Raw genomic sequence first — 20,789 nt, forward strand, 5'->3', positions numbered from 1 at the left:
GATTGTCAACGCCTTGTACAGAGAACCTAGCTCACTTTACATCCGCCGTCCGGAGTTTGACCGGATCCTGTCGAACAGTAAGAGCAGGAACATCTGGATCGGTCCGTGCTCTATTTGATCCTTTTTCAGCGAAGCTTTTTCGCAGAGCTTCACGAAAGTTATCATTTTTATTTTTGAAGTTATGGTGTAGAATAGTATTGACGAATCGGACGACATTTTGTAGCGTCGTCCCAAGTGGATTTGAGCCTTCGTATATCTTCTCTCCTTCGGAGGCATGGAACATCGAACCCAAGGGGGCATAACCATGTGGACTCCTTCACCAGAACATCCGCTTCGTAAAATGTTCGCGGGAATTACCGAGCATGCATTCTTAATCGAACTGGGTGTTACCGACACCAAACTGATTGACTATCTGGCCGATATGCTGACGAGATTTCTGCATATGGATTCCGTCTGCAAAATCTCCGGCCGGAATGGTCGCTTTACGGAAGAAGTCAGCGAGATGCTGAAAGAGGCGGAATCGCTACCAGAGACAGGCGATACCCGTCGCGAAGTTTATCGCTATATCGGCGATTACACGTTATTTTGGACGGGTTTATATCCCGAGGTGATCCAGAAGAAGGCCGCGAATCGGTGGGCTTCCGATCATTTCGTCGATTTCTGCCGATCGGGCAAACAATGCTATCTGATCGCTAGCAGCTTCGAGAATGACCCCTGGGCCGAGGAATCGGCGGTATTGAAACGATTGAGCAACGATTTCGAGCTGTGTGCCTACGGGCTCAATCAGGTACGAAAGGAATTTGAAGAGATTCCCTGATCGCTATTCCTTTGGGTGGGACCGAGTCGCTGTTACGACAGCGACTCGGGTTAACTATTTGCTCACCTTAAGATACTTGTCGAAGAACTCTTTCGACTTACGCGAATTCTCCGGCGTCAGAACACGTGCGTCATGACCGACACCAGGTACCACTACCAACTCTGCGGGCACTCCCCCTCTTTTTAGGGCTTTGTAGAGAAGTTCGCTCTGGCTGACGGGAACCAAAGGGTCCTGGTCGCCGTGCAGAATCAGAAATGGAGCATCATCTTTTGTGATGTGAGAAATCGGGTTGGCCAATCGGGCCAGATCTTTTTTTTCCTTCACCGATCCGCCGAGTAACCGGCTAATCGGATTGTCGTTACTCAGAAGCGGAGAAGTCAGTGCCTCGAGATCGGTCGGACCGAACCAATCGATAACCGCCTGAACGCGTGAGGACTCTTTGGGAAACTTGCCGACTTTGCCTTCCAGTTCCTTCACATCTCCTGTGGTTCCCAGCAAGGCCACCAGGTGTCCGCCAGCGGAAGCTCCGATCGCCCCGAAATGATCCTTGTCGAGATTGAATTTCGTGGCGTTGCCGCGAAGATAGCGAACCGCGGCCTTGCAATCCTCGATCTGGGCCGGGAAAACGGCCTGCTTGCTATAGCGGTAGTTGATGCAGGCGACCGCATAACCTTCTTTCAGTAGAGGGTTTACGGGATTATTGCCTTCCTTGCTTCCTGCTTCCCAACCGCCGCCATGCACCCAGATCACGAGGGGGGTCGGCTTAGCGCTGGCGGGGGGAAGGAAAAGGTCCAGTTTTTCGCGTTCGTGATCACCGTAAGCCAGATTCTTTTCCGATTTGGCTTCGCGGCCGGAAGCGTTAGCTTTCGGACTGGATTCTTGTGCGGAACAAAAGGCATTTAACAGAGCTAACGCACAGCAAGTTATCAGATAACGGGACATCGACTCACCTCGAATTTAGGAGACAATTCATTATTAGAGCACTTTCGAAAATCTTGTGGAAAATTCGAGGAAAATCGAGACTCCCCGCTGGATCCAAAAGCAAAACCTGGATGGAATTTGGAGGGGATTCTTGAGATAATTTACTGCCAGGAATAGGGGTATCGTACTGGCTGATTCCGCTAAAGAAGTGTTTGAAAATATTCGGGAATTCAACTTAAAGGTCATCAAAATCGCATTTCCTACTATCTAAAAAATGATGATCTGATGACCTCTCTAGGGGAACGACTGACACCTCAAGATTAAAAATAGATGAAATCCATCGCGGGAGAGGTAAGGGGCTATAAATTCCCGATGCGACTTTTCGAGCGAGTTCAAAAAGGGTAATGGACAAATCCCCCGTCAACTGCCAAAATGCTCGTAATCGTAATACAAGGCTCCTGCGGAGAATTTCCAATGAAATGGCGTATCGGCATGCTCTGCCTGGCCGCGTTCGGTTTCCTCGGCCTGGCCACCGCACAAGATCCCAAGAAAACGGAACAAGCAAAGAAAGATGCTCCGAAAACCGAGCAGAAAACCGAAGCCGGTAAAGAAGCCAAAATCAAAGTGTTGGTCTCGCCCGATGCTTCAGTGGAATTGCGAATCGATGGCCAATTAACCCGCTCCACCGGGGATGTCCGCGAGTTCGTCACCCCGAAACTCGATCCCACCAAAAAATATTCCTACAAGTTCTCTGCTCTCATCGAACCCAATAATTACACCAAAATTACTCGCAATCGGGAAATTGAATTCAAAGCGGGCGACGATGTCCTGGTCGATCTGCGCACGAAACTTCCGACCGATGAGGAAGATGTCAAAATCCGTTGGGTCCCCACTCCAGATGATATCTGCGAAGAAATGGCCAAGCTTGCCAAGATCGGCAAAGACGATGTGGTTTACGATTTAGGCTGTGGCGATGCCATCACCATCCGTACGGCCGTCAAGAAATTCGGGGCTAAGAAGGGCATAGGTGTCGATATCGATCCCGATCGCATCAAGGATGCCAAGAAAGCGGCCAAGGACGACGGTATCGCCGATAAGATCGAAATCCGCGAAGGGGATATTCTGAAGCTCAAGCCGCTCGACGATGCCAACGTGGTGATGATCTACATGTCCGATTACATGATGGATCAACTGCAGCCGCTGTTTGAAAAGCTCAAACCCGGCAGCCGGATAGTCTCGCATCGATTCGTCATGGCGAAATGGAAAGCGGATAAATCAATCACCGTCACCGGTAAGGACGGCGATGAATACAATCTCCACCTGTGGATCGTTCCCGAAAAGAAAAAATAATCCCGTACGATCGCCCGCATTTTACTTCATCGAGAAATTATCATGAGTCGGTACGTCGCATTACTGGTCTTCCCACTGGTGTTTTTATGTTCTTCCGGGATCTCGGCGCAGGATAAAAAGGCTCCACCCTCACCGCCCGATCCGCCGACCAAGGCGGAAATGAAGGTCAGCAAGATCCAGGTGATCGTGCCGCCGAACGCCGATGTGGAACTGAGTATCGACGGAAAGAAACTTCGCACCACCGGTGACGTTCGCGAATTTAAAACTCCCGCTCTGGAAGCCGGCAAAAAATACGAGTATCTGATCGAAGCATTGATCGTTCCCAACAACTACACCAAGATCCGCCGTCCCCGGAAGGTCACTTTCAAAGCTGGCGAAGATCTGACCATCGACATGACCAAGGAAGATAAAGCGGTCGACAAGATCGAGGTTCGCTGGGTTCCCACGCCGGACGATATCGTCGATGAGATGGCCAAGATCGCCAAAGTGACTAAAGACGACGTGGTATACGATCTCGGCTGTGGCGACGGCATCATGTTGATCCGATCGGTTAAGGTGATGGGGGCAAAGCGAGGTGTCGGCATCGAACTGAAGGAAGATATTGTCAAGCAGGCTAAGGAACGCGTCGAAAAGGAAGGCTTGAAGGATAAGATCGAAATTCGCCAGGGCGATATTCTGGATGTGAAAGACATGTCGGACGCCAGCGTGGTGATGCTATACATCGGTGATGATTTGGGAGCTCGATTGGAGCCGGTGCTCCGTAAGACCCTGAAGCCCGGAGCCCGTGTTGTCTCCCACCGCTTTCTGTTAGGCGGCTGGAAACCCGATAAGACCGTTACCGTTCAGGGCAAAGACGGCGATGAATATACGATTCATCTCTGGGAAGTGCCGGCCAAGTAGCCAAATCCTGCCGGCCCCGATATCGCGGGGTCGGTAACACTTCTCGGTTCTGCGCAGCTCGTTTGCTTACTTCTTCAGGACTTCGGGTTTGAAATCGTCTTTTCCGAGTTTCTGATTCGTTTTCACATCATTGAAAAAGTAAGAGCCGATCAGATTGCCATTCGCCGTCAGTATGGAACCGGTCTGTAACCAGGTTTCTTTGTCGATGTAGATCGTCAGATCGGTCATGCCATCTTCTTCCGGCGGATTCACCATACGATGAATGACATAGCAGGGTCGGTTTTCAAGTTCGGGAATCGGTCGCTCGCCAAGGAATTCCACATTCAATAAGCCGGCCTGCTGAGCGGCTTTCCAGGCCGCGTAAGTTCGCTCCTGCCCCTTGGCGATGCCGAACTCGAAGACCGAGTAGCGGGAAGCATCCTTCACATCGGGATGCGACGGAGAGCGGGAGACGGTCTTCTTGATAAACCCCAGAAGTTTAGGGAGGACGATCAGTTCGTCGTTATTTTCGCCCTGTACAAAGAGGCTGGAGATGGCTTTAGAATCGCCGGCTTCCCACTTCATGAGCACGCTATAGGGTTTTTCGCGATAAGCACAGCGGATGATTTCCACAGGCCGAACTTTGCCGCCCAGCCGTTCCTGTTTGGTCATCACGCAGGTGTAATCCTGAACTTCCGCGCGGTAACGGGCTAGCCCCGCCGCCAGCGCGCGCACGATGTCGGTCTGAACGAGTCTCTCGAACTGTTCGGGCGAGGGGCGGCCAGCCATGTCGGGTGTGAGTGCAACGATCCCGTTCGCGCTCGGCAGACCGAGGGCTTCCGACTCATTCCGAGGCGCGAAACACAGGCATATAGGGAGCAATAATAACAGTCTTTTCATCCAGCCGATTCCTGGCAGGGATTTCGAATGATCTGTCAATGTAAATGTTTTAGCAAGTTGAGGCAAGTGAATGCTCCCTGCGCAGATTCGGCAGCTTTCCAGGCTTATCGGGTCGTTATTTATTGTGTCTTCAGTTGCAGGTGGGGAAATTCCGATAATTTAGGAAGCGAAACGTCGGATATTGCGCCTGGTCGAACTCTTCCACTCAAGGACGTGGCGATGCAATGGAGAGTAATCTGCACGAGTATCGTAGCCAGTCTGCTCGTTCCGCAGCTCGTTTCTGCTCAGGAACCCATCCCAATTAATTCTCTTCAACAGGGATCGTACACCGAGTTTTTGCAGTCGCCCGATCAGTTGCCGACATTGCTCCCTCCAGTTCGAACGCCGGATTCTACCCCGGCCACGCCTGCGATTACCAATCCGAACGCTCCCGACCTGAAGAACTTCGACCGCAATCGGTTTTATCTGCCCGACGCCAACCCGGGAGTCCGCCAACCGCCTTGTCCTTGCCTGCCACTCGGATCTTCCTGGATCTCGGCCGAATATTTGTATGGCATCATTCAGAAAGAACGCTGGCCGGACGCGAACGGAGCGACCGGAACCGAACAGAATTTTCAACCCGGCCTGCGAATTAACATGGGTCTGTTTCTCGATCGCTGTCAGACCGGCGGACTCGATGGCACGCTATTCTTTCTCGGCGAATCGAACACTTCCCTAACGACTCCTGTGGGTAGGCAAGTATTCCTGCTTCAGAGCGACCGGTTGAATCTTAACGGCGGCGAAGCGAACTGGAGAAAAAATCTCTTCTGCGAAGATGATCGCCGGTACGACTTGCTCGTCGGCTATCGATACTTGCATTTGGGCGAAACTTACACTTCGGCGTTCTCTGGAACCGACATGCTGCCAATTCCAGTCAGTTCTTTGGGATCGGCGAAGGCGGATAATGATCTGCACCTGGCCCAAATTGGCTGGATCGGGGAATGGCGTCGCGGAATGTGGTACCTCGATGTTACGGCTAAGATCGGGCTTGGAGAAAACATCGAAACACTCGATTTTCAGAACCTGAACTCACCCATCGTCCGGAACACAGGACTACGCAGCAGCCACGCTCATTTTGTGGCTGTACCAGAAGCCGGTTTGAAGTTGGGTTGTCAGTTAACGGATTATTGTCGGGCGTACGTCGGATACCAATTCACTTACGCCAGTGAGGTTGCTCGACCACGTACCTATATCGAGCGAACATTGCAGGGCGATACTAAACCCACGACCGACTTCTGGATGCAGGGAATCGAATTGGGCTTTGAAGCTCGATTCTAGCAGGGCTTACAATTTTCGAACGACGCTGTTCTCATCGATAGCGATGCTGGAGTATTCGCCGTTTTCTTTAACGAAATGCAGCATGGGAACCACGATATCGTCTTCGGGAACACGCTGCGTCGCCAGTCCCGTAGCCAGATAGTTCAGCTGGCGAAAAGTTCCCTTGACGTGCGTCTGCCACTGGCGGGAACCGACTCGCACCGTTTGGACCACTTCGATTTGCTGGCCCGCTTTTAGGGATGTCAACAACTCGGCCTGATCGGGATCCAGTTTCTTCGTTGGAAGTTTGACTTCAGTGCTCATTCCGATTCTTTCCCAACAGAGTTCCCACGAGCCAGTGCAATGCGGCCCGTTCGTGCCAGTTCATAAATGCCGTAAGGGCGCATCATCTCGATAAAGGCGTTGATTTTCGATTCCTGCCCGCTGATCTCGATCATCAGCGTATCGTGGGTGATGTCGACCACCCGGCCGCGAAACATCTCGACGAGCAGGGAGATTTCCGAGCGCTGCTGAGCACTCGATTTCACTTTAATCAGCATCAAGTCGCGCTCGACATGCTCCTCTGAGGAGATGTCGACAACTTTAACGACGGTGACAATCTTGTCCAGTTGCTTGCGAACCTGTTCGAGGACATTATCGTCGCCGCGGATGACGAAGGTCATTCTCGACAGATCGTGCGTTTCCGTTTCACCGACGGCCATACTGTCGATGTTGTAACCCCGGGAAGCAAGCATTCCCGAAATATGGGCCAGTACACCCGGTTGATTCTGAACCAGTGCGGACAAAATGTGACGCATTCTTTGCAATTCCTTTTCCCGTTTCTGAAATGATATAAATGTCATCCTCTAAGGCGAGTCGAATGCCTTCGAACGGCAGGCGGGCTTGAGGGGAAGATTTCCGCCAGACGAGAAAGGTTCGGTAAATGAAGAAAAGTTTCTTCAGGGCGACGTTTTGTAAGTTAACTGGCGGGCAGTTAATCCATTTGCCGGGTATCGACTCGATTTTTATTCCGCCAACTGGAGTTCGGTGCGGGAACTCTTTGCCTGTTCGGTTCCACCACGATAAACTTTATTGATTCGTTCGCGGTTCAACGCCAGGGCTTTGTCGAACCTGCTCAACTTCATACCTTCCAAATTCACATCGTGGCTGGCGAGATTGTTCACGATATCCACATCGAGTTTCATTTCATAGTCGAGCTTTTTTCGCATCACACCGCGGAACGGCCAGATGCCGCCGTGAATGGGCAGTGGCCAGAAGGACTTGGCGTAAGACCAGGTCGTCACCCGAGTCAGATTCTCATCGACCGGAGTGTAGAACATGAACAATCGCCACTGCACTTTGCTCTTCTTCGTCGGATCCTTGGGGTCGCTCCACCAGTGATCGTAGATGGTATACAAAGGCGAAAAGTGGGTGGTCCAATCGTCGTTGAACACCCAGCCTTTTTTTATCCCAACCAGTACATTGAGAAGCCTGCCCAGGCGTTTGGGGGGGCCCTGATTGATGACGCGAACGGTATTCTCTGTTTGTTCAAAACGGACAGTCACATCCCGCATGCGATCGAGTTCGTAGCCGAAAACGTCGTGCGTTGTCGGCGTGTGCTCGATCTCGCAGAAGTTATCCATCGAAACTTCCAGCGGGGCGTGAATCGTGTGCTCCAAGGTGCACATGTGGAACCAACCCGGCATCGAAATTTCCGGGAATTTCGGATTAGATTCTTTCGATTTGACCCAGATCATTCCGTTCGCTTCGCGAGCTTCGAAATTGGAAGCGCACGCCTGAAGTTTTGGCGTACCTGGGCTTTCCCCCTGGCCATCACATCCGAATGTCCAGCCATGGTACCGGCACATCAGCTTTTCACCGACAACTTCACCCTGACTCAGTTTCATGCGACGATGCGGGCAAATATCATTTAAAGCCCCTATTTTTCCGCTCGCCGTTCGAAATAGCGCAATCGGAACGCCCGCCAGTTTCACACCCACGGGCTTGCGTCGCAATTTCTTGGCGGGCAACATCGGGTGCCAATGATCGAGCATCCCCATGAAATTTCTCCTGCAGCTTGAATTTCACTTCCTCCTGGCTTACGAATCTCGTCCAGTAGTCCGTTATTACAAGCTTATTCCTTTAGAATAAATTGCCCATACTCCGCATATTATCAAGAGGATTTCGGCAAACGCAGTGCCGCCCCCAACGCCGCAGTAGCGAATATCATGGGATAGAGTTTCTCGTAATACCAAAGTTTCGCGAAATAGAAACCAATGGGGGTGGCATATAGGTAGCCACCTTTTTCGACTTGAGAGCAGAGATAGTCCACCCCTTTTTCGAGTGGCTCCATCAGGTGGACGAAATCGCGACTCCAGACGGCAAAAATCTCTACGACGAGGGCAGTTTCTTCAATACTCGACGGAGTTCCTATCGCTCCTCCCCAGCCGCCATCCGGGTTCTGATTTTTGATCAAAAAGTTCAGTCCCAGCTCGATTTCCTCAGTAACGGCGTCAAGCGATTGATAAGCGGCCAGCACCCTGGCGGTGCCGTAGACCGGATTCGATTCGTCTTCTGTATGCTGATTGCCAAACCAAAGGGGAAGCCAGGAGCCCTCATAACTCTGCTGCAATTTCAGATAATCGAATCCTCTGCGAAAGGACTTGTTTTCCAATACCGAAGATTCCGTTGGCGGTCGACTCATCCGAGTGTTCCACCAGAATGGATTTCGCAAGACATGGGCAGTTAAATCGCACCCGCTGCGATCGAAGGGTAATTTACCCCAACCCCGACAGAAAGTGGGCCAGCCTCCATCACGATTCTGAAGTCCCTCGATCCATTTTTCTGATAGTTCCACGCTCTGCACGACTTCCCGGCCGAGCGATTCCGGAATTTCCCCCTGGGAGACATTCAGGAGTGCTTGCAGGGCTAATTTTGCCCCGGGAGTGTCATCACAATCGGGAACGCTCCCAGCCAGATGCGACCAACCCCAGCCTCCCGGGTCAGCCCCTGTGAAAGGATGTCGACTTTTGGACTGCTGGGCCAGAAGCCATTCCATCAGTTTTTGTTTCTCGGGGAGGCTTTTGAGATCCTTTGCTCGATCCAGTGCGTTCACAGTTAGAGTCGTCACCCACACGCTAAGATTGGAATCGATGGCCCAGCTGCCATCGGTTCGAACCGAGCGTTCGATGAACCGAACGCCTTCCTCCATAACCTGTTGGGCATTCTTGTTGCCCCGCAAGACCGCCAGACTCATGACCACAAAACTTGTCAGCGGCGTCGCTTCGAGGTAACCTCCCGTGGAAGGTTGAATCTTTCGCAGAACTTTCAGGCTGGGCCGGCGAGCCAGCCAACGGAGCGAAGTAGTCAGAGGATTCCATTTGCGGCGATGATGGTGGACGACCTGACCGATGGCGATTAGCGCAGGGAGGGCGTAGCTTACGACAGGCAGCCGGGCAAAACGGTACCAACTCTGGGGCAGGCAGGCGAGTTCGAAAGGGAGTCGGGGAATCTCATCCCAGTTCACCAGGCCTGCCAGTGCACACATCGTCAGAATCGGAACGGCAAAAGTTCGATCTTTTCCATATCGCCTTCGAATGGCCTCTGCCAACTCTTCGGGTGTAGAACCGTAATTCTCATTTAACCAGAATTCACAACGATTCAGTGTCGGGCGTTGCGAATCTGCTTCGCCACAGATGTGAAACGCCGCCCGGCAGAGCATGGTTGTAGAGATATTGCTGAAAGATCTGTCGGTATCTCCCCAACCGCCGTCTTCGTTCTGGTCATCGACCAACCAGCGTATTCCCCGAGCAATCAAGTCTCGATGCACTGTCTGGGTGTTTCGACGGTCGATCAGAGCCAAGGCCGCAACGGCCGTGGCCGTGGAAAGAGCGGAAGAAGAGAGTTCCCCCACCCAATAGCCTTCTGGGAGTCGCTCGAAGAGCAGGGCGTCCCGGACTTGTCGATAAGCACGCTCGATTCTTTCAGTATCCATATAGGCATCTTAAGAATATAATTTCCGCATGATCACACTGGAAGGAAACCGCTCGCTCAAAGGCATGTTGCCGGAAGCATTCGAGAAACTCTCATCGCCGGCATTTTTGCTGACCTGCATCGGGCCGCTACTCGAGTATTCGGCGGACGAGAACGCCGCCACTTTTAAGGCTAGACCCAGTTTGGGAATCGTCTCTGGGATTGTCGAGGGCACTCTCAATGTGTTACAAAAGCAACCGTTCGAAAAATTGAATTTGGTACAGAAAATTCAGGGCAGTGGTTTTTCCGCGCGGGCAGTGGTTGATTTGAAATTCCGGCCACTCGATTCGGGGTTTGCCATCGATTGGACTGCGGAATTGCCCGAGGCGACCGGACTACTTCGGATGGTCCCGAAATCGATGCTGCGTGTAGCAATGCAGAAAGCTATCGAAGACATATGGCTGGAAGTGGAATCGAAACTAGCGTGAACGAACCTCTTCCCGATGACGATCCGAATTCGGCCACGAGAAAGCTCGGCGAAACCTTCGCCACAGTAATCGGCCAAAAAGAGTGGTCCCTGGATAACTCGGAAGCTCTCCTCCAGGGAAAAATCGAAGAAGTAGAAGTCCCGGAATTACCTGTACCGATTGATATTTTACCTATTCCGGCCGCTAAAAGTAAATCCTGGTTGCCACCAGAAGAGGAGATACCTCCTACGCCCCGGCAAATTCTGGAAGCCCTCCTTTTCGTGGCCGATCAACCGCTGGAAATTGAGGCGATTTGCGAAGTGATTCGCGGTATCTCGCCGCCGACTGTGCTCGAAGAGATCGCTCAGCTCAATCGTCTCTACGAAAAGCAGTATCGGCCCTATCGGATTGTCCCCCGCAAGACAGGCTATCGCATGGAGTTGCTGCCCCAGTTCAAGGAAGTAGAACAGAAGCTGAACGAACAGAACCGCGAATTGCAACTTCCTCAGCCTGCCCTCGAGATTCTGTCGCTGATCGCTTACAGGCAACCTGTGGAGAAATCGGATATCGATCGAATTCGGGGAATGGAAACCGGGATGATACTTCGGCAACTGATGAAATTTGGCCTGGTATCTTCTTTGAATAAAGTGGCAGAAGGACAAAGATCGGCGATATTCTCCACCACGGCCAAATTCTTGGATATGTTCGGGCTGCGCTCGCTGGATGACCTTCCCAAAATGGGCGAGCCCGAGCGCCGTTGAGCGAGCCTAATAGCCCCCGGTATCCGTGAAGGCGTGATTCTCGAAACGCATATACTGTTTGACGTATGCAAGTTTTACTTCGCCGGTCGGGCCGTTACGCTGCTTGGCGACAATCACTTCAATCGTGTTATCTTCCTGCTGTTCATCGCCGCCGAATTTGCCGGGGCGATGCAGCATCATCACGGTGTCGGCATCCTGCTCGATGGAACCCGATTCTCGAAGATCGGACAATCGCGGCCGATGGTCCTGGCGATCTTCCGAAGCTCGGTTGACCTGCGCCAAAGCGACCACCGGTAATTGCAGTTCTCGCGCCAGGAACTTCAATCGTCGAGATATCTGCGCTACCTGCTCCTGCCGAGGATCCCGCCGACTTTCAGGTTCGATCAACTGTAAATAATCGATCACCACCATTTTGATATCGTGGCGTTTCTTCAGTCGGCGGGCATTCGCGGTAATTCGCAGCATATTCTGCGAAGGGTTGTCGTCGATGAATAGGGGGGCCCTATTGAGTACATTGCCGGCGTCGAGAATGCGCTGAACATCGTCGGGACCAAGCATGCCTCGTCGTAGCTTGTGACTATCGACCTGCGATTGCGCGACCAAAAGACGTTCGGCCAATTCGATTTTGGCCTGCTCGAGACTGACGAAGTAGACCGGAAGCCCCTCTTCGACGATGATGTGTCGGATGAAGTTGAGTGCGAAAGCTGTCTTACCGACCGAGGGACGAGCCGCGAGAATGATCAATTCGTTTCTTTGAAAACCAACGATTAAGTTGTCCAGATCGACGAAGCCGGTTCGGACGCCACTCAGATCCGCGTGGTCGCCCGATTTGCGGGCATCCATGCGATGGAACGCATCTCGCAAGGCTTCCTGAAGGGTAGCCGTGTCGCTGGTAACACCTCGCTCGGCGATTTCGAGAATTCGCCGCTCAGCCATCCCCAGGAGTTCATCCGCCGGCTGGACGGGATCGTAGGCTTCCTTCAGGATGTCCGTGTTGACGTGAATCAAGGCTCGGACCAGAGCCTTCTCTTTAACGATTTCAGCGTAATATAACGCGTTACCAGCTGTGGGGGCGGCATCCCAGAGTTCGGCCAGATACGAATAACCGCCGATGTCTTCGATCCACTGCAGTTGTTTCAACTTTTCGGCGAGAATTACAAGATCGATCGGGGAGGAAATCTTGTCGATTTCCAGCATGGCCCGGTAGATCTTCTGGTGATAATCGAAGTAGAAATATTCCGGATCGAGAATGATTTTCACGATGTCGTTGATGACGTCGTTATCGCGCAGAACACTGCCGAGCACGGAACGCTCGGCATCGCGATTTTGGGGAGGAAGCCGGTCTAAAGACATGGGGATTTACTCCACCGGCGAGAGAAAAAACAGGGCGATTCAAAACGAATTATCGCTTGGTCGAGGAAGTCTGCGGAATCACAGCCACTTCGATCTTGGTTTCGATCTCGAAGCCGAGGCTGAGTTTCACTTCGGGGTAGATACCGCATTCCTTGATATGGGTTTCCATCTTGACCATATCGGGCTCGACCATCAGATTCTTGCCCTTGAGCGCCTTGGAAATTTCCACGGGGCCTACCGAACCGAAGAGGTGACCTTCTTCGTTGGAGATCGCGTCGATGGTGATGCGGGCCTGGCGATTAATCTGCTCGGCCAGTGACTTCAGGTCGGCGACCTTGGCTTCGCGAGCCTGCTGAACGCGAATCTTGTAGCGTTCCAAGCGGCGGAGGTTGTGTTCGGAAGGAATCACAGCCATGCTGTTGGGGAGCAGGTAGTTGCGTGCGTAGCCGGGTTTGACTTCGACCAGTGCCCCCTGTTTGCCCAGGAATGCAACGTCTTCGACGAGGACGAGTTGAACGCCGCCGTGAGTACCTTTGCGAACCTGATTGCGGACCCGGATCTTCTTCTTGGGTTGGGGCAGGGTTTTGGGACCTTTATCTTTTGCCATGATCTCAGTCACTCTCTGCATTAAAAAGGAATATCATCTGATCCGTGCCCTCCCGAGGCGGGGGAAGCACCAGGACCGGAGTCATCGTAATTATCCACTGAACCGCCGCTGTAACCGCTCGAACGGCCTCCAGCACTACCACCACCCGGGCCATCCTGGCGAGCATCGAGCAATTGAATTTCTTCGACGACAATCTTATGCTTCTGTCGCTTTTGCCCGCTCGTTTTATCATCCCAGGTATCGAGATGAAGTCGACCATCGACTAAAATCTGCGAACCCTTGTGGCAGAATTTTTCGATGGTATCCGCCAGTTTGCCGTATTCGCCCCGATTGAAGGCTTCGCAATCGATGAACATCGGCTCGTCTTCCCACTGGCCGGTCTGGGTATTCTTCTTGCGATTACTTACTGCAAAACCGAACTTGGCCACTTTGCCGCCGGTCGAGAAGGTCCGGCACTCCGGTTCACGCGTCAATCGACCGACCAGGATGACTTTGTTAAATCTGGCCATGTTTTAGGCTCCGGGATCAGTATCCATTAGGATTTCAAAAATGGGTTATTACCCATTTTAAGGGCGACTTCCGTAACGCCTATGTCAGTTGCAGATCAATCTTTATCTCGTCGGTCGCGATCACGGCGGCCGCCGCCCATTCCACCCATGTCGATGCCTTCAAGAGCAGCGTCGACGTTGGCATCTTCCCGCAGCGATTGCAGCGAGGAGCGATGTTCATCCTGAGCCACGGCCAGCAACTCGGTTTCCCACTTGGGGTCTACGTTCAAAACCATGTGGCGAAGGATGGTTTCGTTCAGTCGGAAATCATGTTCGATTTCATGGAGTTTAGCGGCATCGGCCTTGAAGTAAGCCAGATAATAAGTGCCTTTTTTGTGGCCTTTCACCGGGTAAGCGAGTCGGCTGTCGAGCTTACCTTCGTTCTTTTCCGACCAGGGTCGGCTTGCGAGAATCTGAGCACCATATTTCTCGAGAGTCACATGCAATTGGGACTTCACATCTTCCATACCGGTGGCGGTCTTGGTTGAATCGAGAATAAACATGCATTCGTAGCTGTTAACTGGCATCACTCGTTTCCTGTCGCATTCGGCCGAGCTTTGGATTCGCCCGGTTCAAGTTTTTTATCCGTTTTGCTGGAAGGCTGGTCTTCAGCCTTCTTAACTTTCTTCGTAGTCTGAGGGTCGCCGTTGAAGCGATTCATGCAGACATCAATTCCTTCGGCCGCCCAAACTAAAACCGCCCGGGCCGCATCGGAGACTGCGTCCTCTACCTGCTGTCGCTCGCCCGATTTGAATCGGGAAAGAACGTAGGCAGCTGCATCGATTCCACCGGTATCACCGACACCAATCCTCAACCGGTTGAATCCATTGGTTCCCAGGTGAGCTTCTATGTTTCGAAGCCCGTTTTGCCCACCGTGAGAGCCTTTGGCTTTGATCCGCAACTTCCCGATGGGCAGCGCGATATCATCGCAAATAATCATCAGATCAGTAAGTTCCAGCTTGTAGAACTCTTTGATCTGCTTAACGGCCTGGCCACTGAGGTTCATGAAAGTTTCAGGCTTAACCAGAAGGAGTTGCTGACCGCCCTCGGTGGAGTCGGCTATTTGCGACTCGAACTTCGCTCTGAAACTCCCGGCCAAAGGAGACTTGGCCAGATAATCGATGACCTCAAACCCAATATTGTGGCGGGTGCCAGAAAATTTCGAACCCGGATTTCCAAGCCCGACGACCACTTTCATGACCCGAACCGACTGGAGGACGAAGGAAATTACTCCTCGGTCTCATCCACCTTCTTCTTAGCTGTGATGACTTCCGGTTCAGCAGTGCCTTCACCCGGCAGAGTGCTAGTAGCGGCCTCCACCTTGTGCAACTTCACCTGAACCACCACGGCGTCCTTATCTTCAAGCACAGTCACACCTTCGGGGAGGACCAATTCCTTGACGTGAATGGCCTGACCCAATTGCAGTTTATCGATAGTGACGCGAATGACTTCCGGAACCTTCAGAGCCGGGCACTTCACATGCAGAGTGTGTAACGGCTGATCCAATACGCCTGCGCTCGTTCCCGGTGCGATGCCTCGCAGTTCCACGGGCACTACCACCGTCACCGACTCGTCTGCCGAAATCCGGCGGAAGTCGATATGCAGGATGGCTTTACCCAGGTGATCGTGCTGGATTTCTTGAATCAGCACTGTTTCCTTTTTGCCCTTTTCCTCGATATCCAGCGTCCGGCTGTGATGGCGAAGGACGGTCTGCAAATCGGTGAGATTCACCGTCACAGATTCAGTAACTTCCTTGTGGCCGTAGATCACGCCCGGAATCAACCCCTGTTTTCTGAGACGAGCCGCAGCGCGACCTCCCAGTTCCTTACGGGGCTCAACCTTTAAAACCATACTCTCGGACATGACCGTCTGCTCCGTCTTTCGCTGGACAATATCGCACTAGCACGGCTCTGAAAAGCAGGCCGCACGTTTTAGGTCAAATTTATAGGAACAGATATTATGGGAATAGAACCGAGGGTGGCAACGGCAGAACGCAAAAAAATAACGAACCAAATCTGCATTGCCAGACAGGGGGAGTTTGCTCTACCATGGTTACGGAAACCCCGGTTTGGAACCGATGCTTGTCAACTTGTAATGGAATACCGTGGCTGATAGCGAAAAAAAATCGAGCCCGCCGCTCCCCTGGATCGTGCTTTCCGGCATATTGGGTATGTTCGCGGTCGGCACACCGGCGATGAACTCCATAAATTCGCCCGCCGCGACCAAAAGTGCAGACAAAAAAGATGTTGCAAACTCCGATCCTATCGGCTGGATAGACAATAATCCTGTACGTCCCCTAATCGAATTTCACACATCGCAATTGGAGATGCCTTCAGCCCAGGATGTTCTTAAAGACCAACTGCATGGATTCGACAAAGAATTCATGATTGTTACCGTGCCTGATCCGATCGATTCCGCGTTTGGATTCGTCTTCGATCAGTTGATCGACGCGACTCAACGCGCGATCGAGAAGAAAAACGGTTATTCTCTGGATCGCGTCTGGCTCCCCTGGGAGTTGGATCGAAAAAATGCCAAACTGCCCGCCAAGCCAGACAGTGATGGAAAACTGCCGGTACACCAGACTCAACCCGGAATCCTCGTTTTCCGGAGAAATGCCAATCCCAATGCCGGACTAAAGAATCCCGGACTGATGGTCGTTTTTCTGGTCGGTGAGTCGCCTTTGAGTGGCATCCACAAAAGGGCTTTTACATATGCTCTGCAGCTGATGAACTTTTCAGAGCATCCGATCGATAAGCCGGTGCGGGTGGTGGGGCCCTATTTTTCCGGTTCGCAAGTTTCCATCGAGATGACCCTGAAGAATTGGTGGGAGGGGTATCAGTCCAAAGGGTTGGCGGCCGGTGTGCACGTCCCGGTGGCCATGATCATGAAGAATCCCGATTACAGCTTCAATTTCATTACGGGGAACGCTTCGGCCTTTCGAAAGGCCGATTTCGAATCGATTGGACCCAAAGGCAAAGTGAATTTCGATGCCGCGATCATCCCTACCAAATTGACTGTGAATTCGATCCTCTATTATTTGAGCAAGCGGGATCGCGCCATGGCCGAGGAGGTCATCTACAATGGCGATCCTAAAACGATTCCGGGAAAAGTCGCCATACTTACGGAATCCAATACCGGTTTTGGCAAGCAATTTTCGAGTTTTGGCAAGAATGGACAGGGGATTCTGGTCCTTCGGTTTCCGATGCACATCTCGCAGGTGAAAGCGGATCTCCTCAAGGTTTTTCGCAAAAAGGATGAAGCCACCGGGTTAAAAGCTAACGAATTTCAGATCCCCTCATTACTCGATGAGATTAATGCCGACCAGTATGACGGAATTCCCATGCAAGGCGGTTCGACGACCTCCGCGGCGAATGCCCAGGTCATGTCGACTATCCTGACCACCATTTCCAAGATGCGCTGTCAGTACGTCGGTATCGTTGCTACCGATACCCGAGATAAATTGTTTCTGGTCAGATTGATTCGGGAATATTGCCCCGATGTGCACGTGTTTTTGACGGGCGGGGATGTTCTCTTCAGCCATCCGGATTATCGGTTTCACATGCGCGGCGTGATCATCGGCTCGACCTATCCTCTCCTGCCGGTGAATCAATTTTGGACGAACGCCAACAGCGGCGAGAGGGTAGTATTTCCTTCAGTGGGAACCGAAGGCTATTACAATGCCACCCTCATGCAGTTGGGGTTGAATCCCGATCTGCTGGAATACCGTCCGCCGAACTTCGCATTGGCCGGGAACAATGATATTGCCAACTCTCGGCCGCCGATCTGGATCAGCATGGTAGCGCCGAGCGGGAATCTGGTGCCGTTGCAGGTGTTTAATAACTACGAAGATTCAGCGGATTATGTGAAGCTGTTTCCGAATGTGGACAAGGAGTTGCGAGAAAAACCGATTTCGCTCGGCTATCCGGGAGCGCTCTTTCCCATTGGCTTCTGCTTAATGGTAATCTGGTTGATTCTTTTATATCGCTCCTGGTTTTTGCCCTCTTCGCCGCTTTCCTGTTATACGCTGGCGCATTCCGGTACGCTGAATTCCATGCCTCAGATGGTTTACCGTAATTTGATCCTGGGTTCGCAAATTATTTTCCTGGCGCCGGTGCTGACAATTTTGGGCACCCATGCCGAGGCCACGCAGTGGAGCAATCCCTGGGACGTGCCCTTCATATCGGTCACGGCCTTTTGCATCGTGATGATGATTCTGGCGATGGTCGCCCCTTTCCCGATCCTCGGCTACCATTCGTTCCGTCGGTTGGGAAAGGGATTACCTTCCCTTTCGCTTGGCATCTGGTTGGAGTCGAGTTTCTGGTTGCTGGTGAACGTCCTGATCGTTGCAGGATATCTCATATTCACGTTCACTTATCTGAATCGTTTCACTTATTACACGGATAGTACCTACCGAACCCTATTCTTCGTTCGCTGCGTCGATCTGGGAACCGGCTTGTCGCCACTGACGCCGTTGTTTTTCCTCTGTCTCGCCACCAGCATGTGGGCTTATTTCCAATTGAAACGCCGGCATCTGGCGGAGCGATTTGCCATACCAATTCCCCTACCTGCAAATGAGGAGCCGGGGAAGTACCACTGGTTCGATCGTGCCAACCGGCTGGAAGGTCTGTTGAAAAAAGAAATTTCAGAAACGCACTTTATCACCCGCCATACCAAAGCGACGGTCCTGATAACCATCCTGCTGGCCTCGACTGCCACCGGGCTTTTCTTTCAATCGCTGAATACGATGGAAGGGAAAATCTGGGATGTACTGTTTTTTATTGGATTCTGCGTTGTATTTGCCCTGGCGGCCTCTTCTTTGGTTCACCTGTATCTGTTGTGGACGATGGTAAAACGATTGCTGGACGCCATCGCCATGATTCCCATGATGCGATCGTTTGGCCGCATTCCAAACAAGATTGTCGATGTTTTCGGAAAGTACCTCTACACGCAAAAACCGCATCTGACGCACTTGCAGATGCCGATCCATCAGTTGCAAATTCTTGCCGAGGCGATCAAAAATGATCCCCAGGCTCCCGCGTCGTTACAGCGGATCGTCGAGCGCGCTCCCCGATTGGAACAGGTTTTTCTGTCGCACTTCGCTCAAGGACGCAAACGCAGAGATACGGAATTGCTCGCCCGCACGATTCGCACGCAGTTGAGCGAACTGGCCTCGGTAGCCATGGATGCCCTGTCGGATCGCTGGACGAATCTGAATGTGGATGAAGCGTTCGGCGGCGGCATGGAAGATTATAAAGCGAGTAAACCGACCGAGGGAGAACCCGCCTGGGTGCCCCTAGCGGAGGGATTCACGGCGACTCAATTTGTGGTCTACCTCAGCCAGTATTTTTTGCAGCTTCGCAACATGGCCTGGACCGTGATCATTTCTTCATCGCTCTTGCTGATAGCGGCTACCTGCTATCCGTTCCACCCGCAGCAACTACTGCTCTACTGCCTGCTGGCACTGATTGCCGCGGCGATGGGTATGGTCGTTTATGTGTTCGTTCAGATGAACAAGGACACGGTCGTAAGCCGGATTTCTCGAACGCAACCGGGTAAACTATCGTTCGATTCCGGTTTGATCGGCTCCTTCATGACTTATGTTTTACCGGCGGCTGGACTTCTCACCGCGCAACTTTCGGGCAGCTTCCGGACGATTCTCGAGCCGCTGTTGCGAGTGCTCAAATAATCAACTGGGAGCGCTGGGTTCCTGGGCCGTCCAGGCTCGCTCCTGGGCGGGAATTTCTTCCCAGCGTTTTTCTTTGGCAGTCTCTTCTTTTTCGCGGAGTTTGGCTTCTGCCAACTCCCTGACGACATTGCCACAGAGCACATTTAGTCCCTGCCCGGTGACCGCGGAGATATTTTTGACTTCAAATCCCAGCTGTGCCGAGAGTCGCTTCGCAACTTCTTCGCTCCCCGGGAGTTCGCTTTTCGAAACGAACGCGAGTTCTCGCTTTTTCCCGAGATCCGGGCTGTACATCTCCAGTTCTTTGCGGATGGTCCGGTAATTATCGAGCGGATCGGCACCATCGGTGGGGAATGGCTCAATCAGGTGCACGAGAACCCGCGTTCGATCGACGTGTTTCAAGAATTCGTGGCCCAGACCGACACCCGTATGGGCTCCCTCGATTAAACCGGGAAGGTCGGCCATCACAAACGCATTGTCGCCACCGACGCTAACCATGCCCAGATTGGGGTACTTCGTGGTGAAAGGATAGTCGGCGATTTCCGGCATGGCCCGCGACAAACGAGACAAAAGTGTCGACTTTCCGGCATTGGGTAGACCGATCAGTCCGACATCAGCAATCACCTTGAGTTCCAGGACAATCCAGCGTTCTTCACCTTCGCCGCCGGGTTGAAATTCTCGCGGGGCTCGGTTGGTGGAGGTGGCGAAAGCTTTGTTGCCCCGCCCACCACGACCGGCCTGGGCGACGACCACCTGTTCACCCATTTCTTTGAGATCTTTGAGGATATGTCCTCGTTCTCGATCGCGGACGATTGTACCTGGAGGGACGGGAATTATGATGTCGTCTGCCATTTTGCCATGACACTGCGAAGTGCCACCGGGCTGGCCGTTTTGTGCTTTCCAGAACTTGCGGTGAATCAGCGGTGCCAGATTATCCGTGTCCGGCATTGCGCGAACGATGATAGATCCGCCATCGCCTCCATCACCCCCGTCGGGTCCCCCCTTGGGGACGTACTTCTCACGGCGGAAGGAACACATCCCGCGTCCCCCGTCCCCCGCTTTAACAAACAGCTCTACCCGATCCGCAAACATGGTCAGTCTCGCAAAGAATTCAAAAGGTAATTGTAGCGGGTCGAACCAATTTCCCAAATAAACGATGGCTGCGCTACGAAAATTCTGAGGAGACTCGACTCTCAGATCCTGTCTTTGACGGTGACGGAAGAGTTGTTTTTGTG

General features: G+C 52.5%; 20 protein-coding genes. 7 read left to right on the top strand and 13 right to left on the bottom strand.

Annotated features, from left to right (window positions below):
* Positions 1 to 274: 274 nt before the first annotated feature.
* Positions 275 to 817: a hypothetical protein gene (locus KIH39_RS00815; protein WP_213497382.1), complete on the top strand. Its 543-nt coding sequence runs from the start codon at positions 275 to 277 to the stop codon at positions 815 to 817.
* A gap of 54 nt (positions 818 to 871) precedes the next feature.
* On the opposite strand, the gene KIH39_RS00820 is transcribed toward KIH39_RS00815, so the two are convergent.
* The gene (locus KIH39_RS00820; protein WP_213497383.1) at positions 872 to 1,759 is read right to left on the bottom strand and encodes an alpha/beta hydrolase; all 888 of its coding nucleotides are present in this window, start codon (positions 1,757 to 1,759) and stop codon (positions 872 to 874) included.
* A gap of 453 nt (positions 1,760 to 2,212) precedes the next feature.
* On the opposite strand from KIH39_RS00820, the gene KIH39_RS00825 reads away from it, so the two are divergent.
* Together KIH39_RS00825 and KIH39_RS00830 are read left to right on the top strand one after the other, a co-directional pair.
* Entirely contained in the window at positions 2,213 to 3,088 is an 876-nt protein-coding gene (locus KIH39_RS00825) for a TIGR03000 domain-containing protein (RefSeq protein ID WP_213497384.1), read from the top strand.
* Between the two features lie 42 nt (positions 3,089 to 3,130).
* Complete coding sequence (locus KIH39_RS00830; protein WP_213497385.1) at positions 3,131 to 3,988, top strand: TIGR03000 domain-containing protein; 858 nt, start codon at positions 3,131 to 3,133, stop codon at positions 3,986 to 3,988.
* Between the two features lie 66 nt (positions 3,989 to 4,054).
* Here the strand turns inward: KIH39_RS00830 and KIH39_RS00835 are convergent, their stop codons facing one another.
* Positions 4,055 to 4,867, bottom strand: coding sequence for a DUF1571 domain-containing protein (locus KIH39_RS00835; RefSeq protein ID WP_213497386.1), 813 nt, complete (start codon positions 4,865 to 4,867; stop codon positions 4,055 to 4,057).
* Between the two features lie 219 nt (positions 4,868 to 5,086).
* On the opposite strand from KIH39_RS00835, the gene KIH39_RS00840 reads away from it, so the two are divergent.
* A complete protein-coding gene (locus KIH39_RS00840; protein ID WP_213497387.1) occupies positions 5,087 to 6,184 on the top strand; it encodes a BBP7 family outer membrane beta-barrel protein in 1,098 nt (365 codons plus the stop codon).
* A gap of 6 nt (positions 6,185 to 6,190) precedes the next feature.
* Here KIH39_RS00840 and KIH39_RS00845 read toward each other — a convergent pair whose 3' ends face one another.
* The 4 genes from KIH39_RS00845 to KIH39_RS00860 all read right to left on the bottom strand — a co-directional run bounded on the left by KIH39_RS00845 (position 6,191) and on the right by KIH39_RS00860 (position 10,157).
* Positions 6,191 to 6,487, bottom strand: a complete 297-nt coding sequence (locus tag KIH39_RS00845) for a hypothetical protein (protein WP_213497388.1) — start codon at positions 6,485 to 6,487, stop codon at positions 6,191 to 6,193.
* Entirely contained in the window at positions 6,484 to 6,981 is a 498-nt protein-coding gene (ilvN, locus tag KIH39_RS00850; protein ID WP_213497389.1) for an acetolactate synthase small subunit, read from the bottom strand. The genes KIH39_RS00845 and ilvN overlap by 4 nt, the downstream gene beginning before the upstream one ends.
* Before the next feature lie 207 nt (positions 6,982 to 7,188).
* Entirely contained in the window at positions 7,189 to 8,223 is a 1,035-nt protein-coding gene (locus tag KIH39_RS00855; protein WP_213497390.1) for a Rieske 2Fe-2S domain-containing protein, read from the bottom strand.
* A 113-nt stretch (positions 8,224 to 8,336) separates the two neighbouring features.
* A complete protein-coding gene (locus KIH39_RS00860) occupies positions 8,337 to 10,157 on the bottom strand; it encodes a prenyltransferase/squalene oxidase repeat-containing protein (RefSeq protein WP_213497391.1) in 1,821 nt (606 codons plus the stop codon).
* Between the two features lie 28 nt (positions 10,158 to 10,185).
* Here KIH39_RS00860 and KIH39_RS00865 point away from each other — a divergent pair, with 28 nt between their 5' ends.
* Together KIH39_RS00865 and scpB are read left to right on the top strand one after the other, a co-directional pair.
* Entirely contained in the window at positions 10,186 to 10,623 is a 438-nt protein-coding gene (locus KIH39_RS00865) for an SRPBCC domain-containing protein (RefSeq protein WP_213497392.1), read from the top strand.
* On the top strand, positions 10,620 to 11,363 hold the full coding sequence (gene scpB / locus KIH39_RS00870; protein ID WP_213497393.1) for an SMC-Scp complex subunit ScpB: 744 nt from the start codon (positions 10,620 to 10,622) through the stop codon (positions 11,361 to 11,363). The genes KIH39_RS00865 and scpB overlap by 4 nt, the downstream gene beginning before the upstream one ends.
* Positions 11,364 to 11,369: 6 nt before the next feature.
* On the opposite strand, the gene dnaB is transcribed toward scpB, so the two are convergent.
* The 6 genes from dnaB to KIH39_RS00900 all read right to left on the bottom strand — a co-directional run bounded on the left by dnaB (position 11,370) and on the right by KIH39_RS00900 (position 15,734).
* Positions 11,370 to 12,716: a replicative DNA helicase gene (gene dnaB, locus KIH39_RS00875; RefSeq protein ID WP_213497394.1), complete on the bottom strand. Its 1,347-nt coding sequence runs from the start codon at positions 12,714 to 12,716 to the stop codon at positions 11,370 to 11,372.
* 49 nt (positions 12,717 to 12,765) lie between these two features.
* Positions 12,766 to 13,323: a 50S ribosomal protein L9 gene (rplI, locus tag KIH39_RS00880; protein ID WP_213497395.1), complete on the bottom strand. Its 558-nt coding sequence runs from the start codon at positions 13,321 to 13,323 to the stop codon at positions 12,766 to 12,768.
* A 20-nt stretch (positions 13,324 to 13,343) separates the two neighbouring features.
* Positions 13,344 to 13,832 (bottom strand): single-stranded DNA-binding protein, encoded by a 489-nt coding sequence (locus KIH39_RS00885; protein WP_213497396.1) that lies wholly within the window; start codon positions 13,830 to 13,832, stop codon positions 13,344 to 13,346.
* Positions 13,833 to 13,927: 95 nt separating this feature from the next.
* Positions 13,928 to 14,398 (bottom strand): 30S ribosomal protein S6, encoded by a 471-nt coding sequence (rpsF, locus tag KIH39_RS00890; RefSeq protein WP_213497397.1) that lies wholly within the window; start codon positions 14,396 to 14,398, stop codon positions 13,928 to 13,930.
* Entirely contained in the window at positions 14,398 to 15,069 is a 672-nt protein-coding gene (gene pth / locus KIH39_RS00895; protein ID WP_213497398.1) for an aminoacyl-tRNA hydrolase, read from the bottom strand. The genes rpsF and pth overlap by 1 nt, the downstream gene beginning before the upstream one ends.
* 29 nt (positions 15,070 to 15,098) lie before the next feature.
* On the bottom strand, positions 15,099 to 15,734 hold the full coding sequence (locus tag KIH39_RS00900; RefSeq protein WP_213497399.1) for a 50S ribosomal protein L25: 636 nt from the start codon (positions 15,732 to 15,734) through the stop codon (positions 15,099 to 15,101).
* A gap of 241 nt (positions 15,735 to 15,975) precedes the next feature.
* Between KIH39_RS00900 and KIH39_RS00905 the strand changes: the two genes are divergently transcribed.
* On the top strand, positions 15,976 to 19,557 hold the full coding sequence (locus KIH39_RS00905) for a hypothetical protein (RefSeq protein ID WP_213497400.1): 3,582 nt from the start codon (positions 15,976 to 15,978) through the stop codon (positions 19,555 to 19,557).
* On the opposite strand, the gene obgE is transcribed toward KIH39_RS00905, so the two are convergent.
* Positions 19,558 to 20,646: a GTPase ObgE gene (obgE, locus tag KIH39_RS00910; RefSeq protein ID WP_213497401.1), complete on the bottom strand. Its 1,089-nt coding sequence runs from the start codon at positions 20,644 to 20,646 to the stop codon at positions 19,558 to 19,560.
* Positions 20,647 to 20,789: the final 143 nt, after the last annotated feature.

The sequence above is a fragment of the Telmatocola sphagniphila genome (assembly GCF_018398935.1).
GTDB classification, from domain to species: domain Bacteria; phylum Planctomycetota; class Planctomycetia; order Gemmatales; family Gemmataceae; genus Telmatocola; species Telmatocola sphagniphila.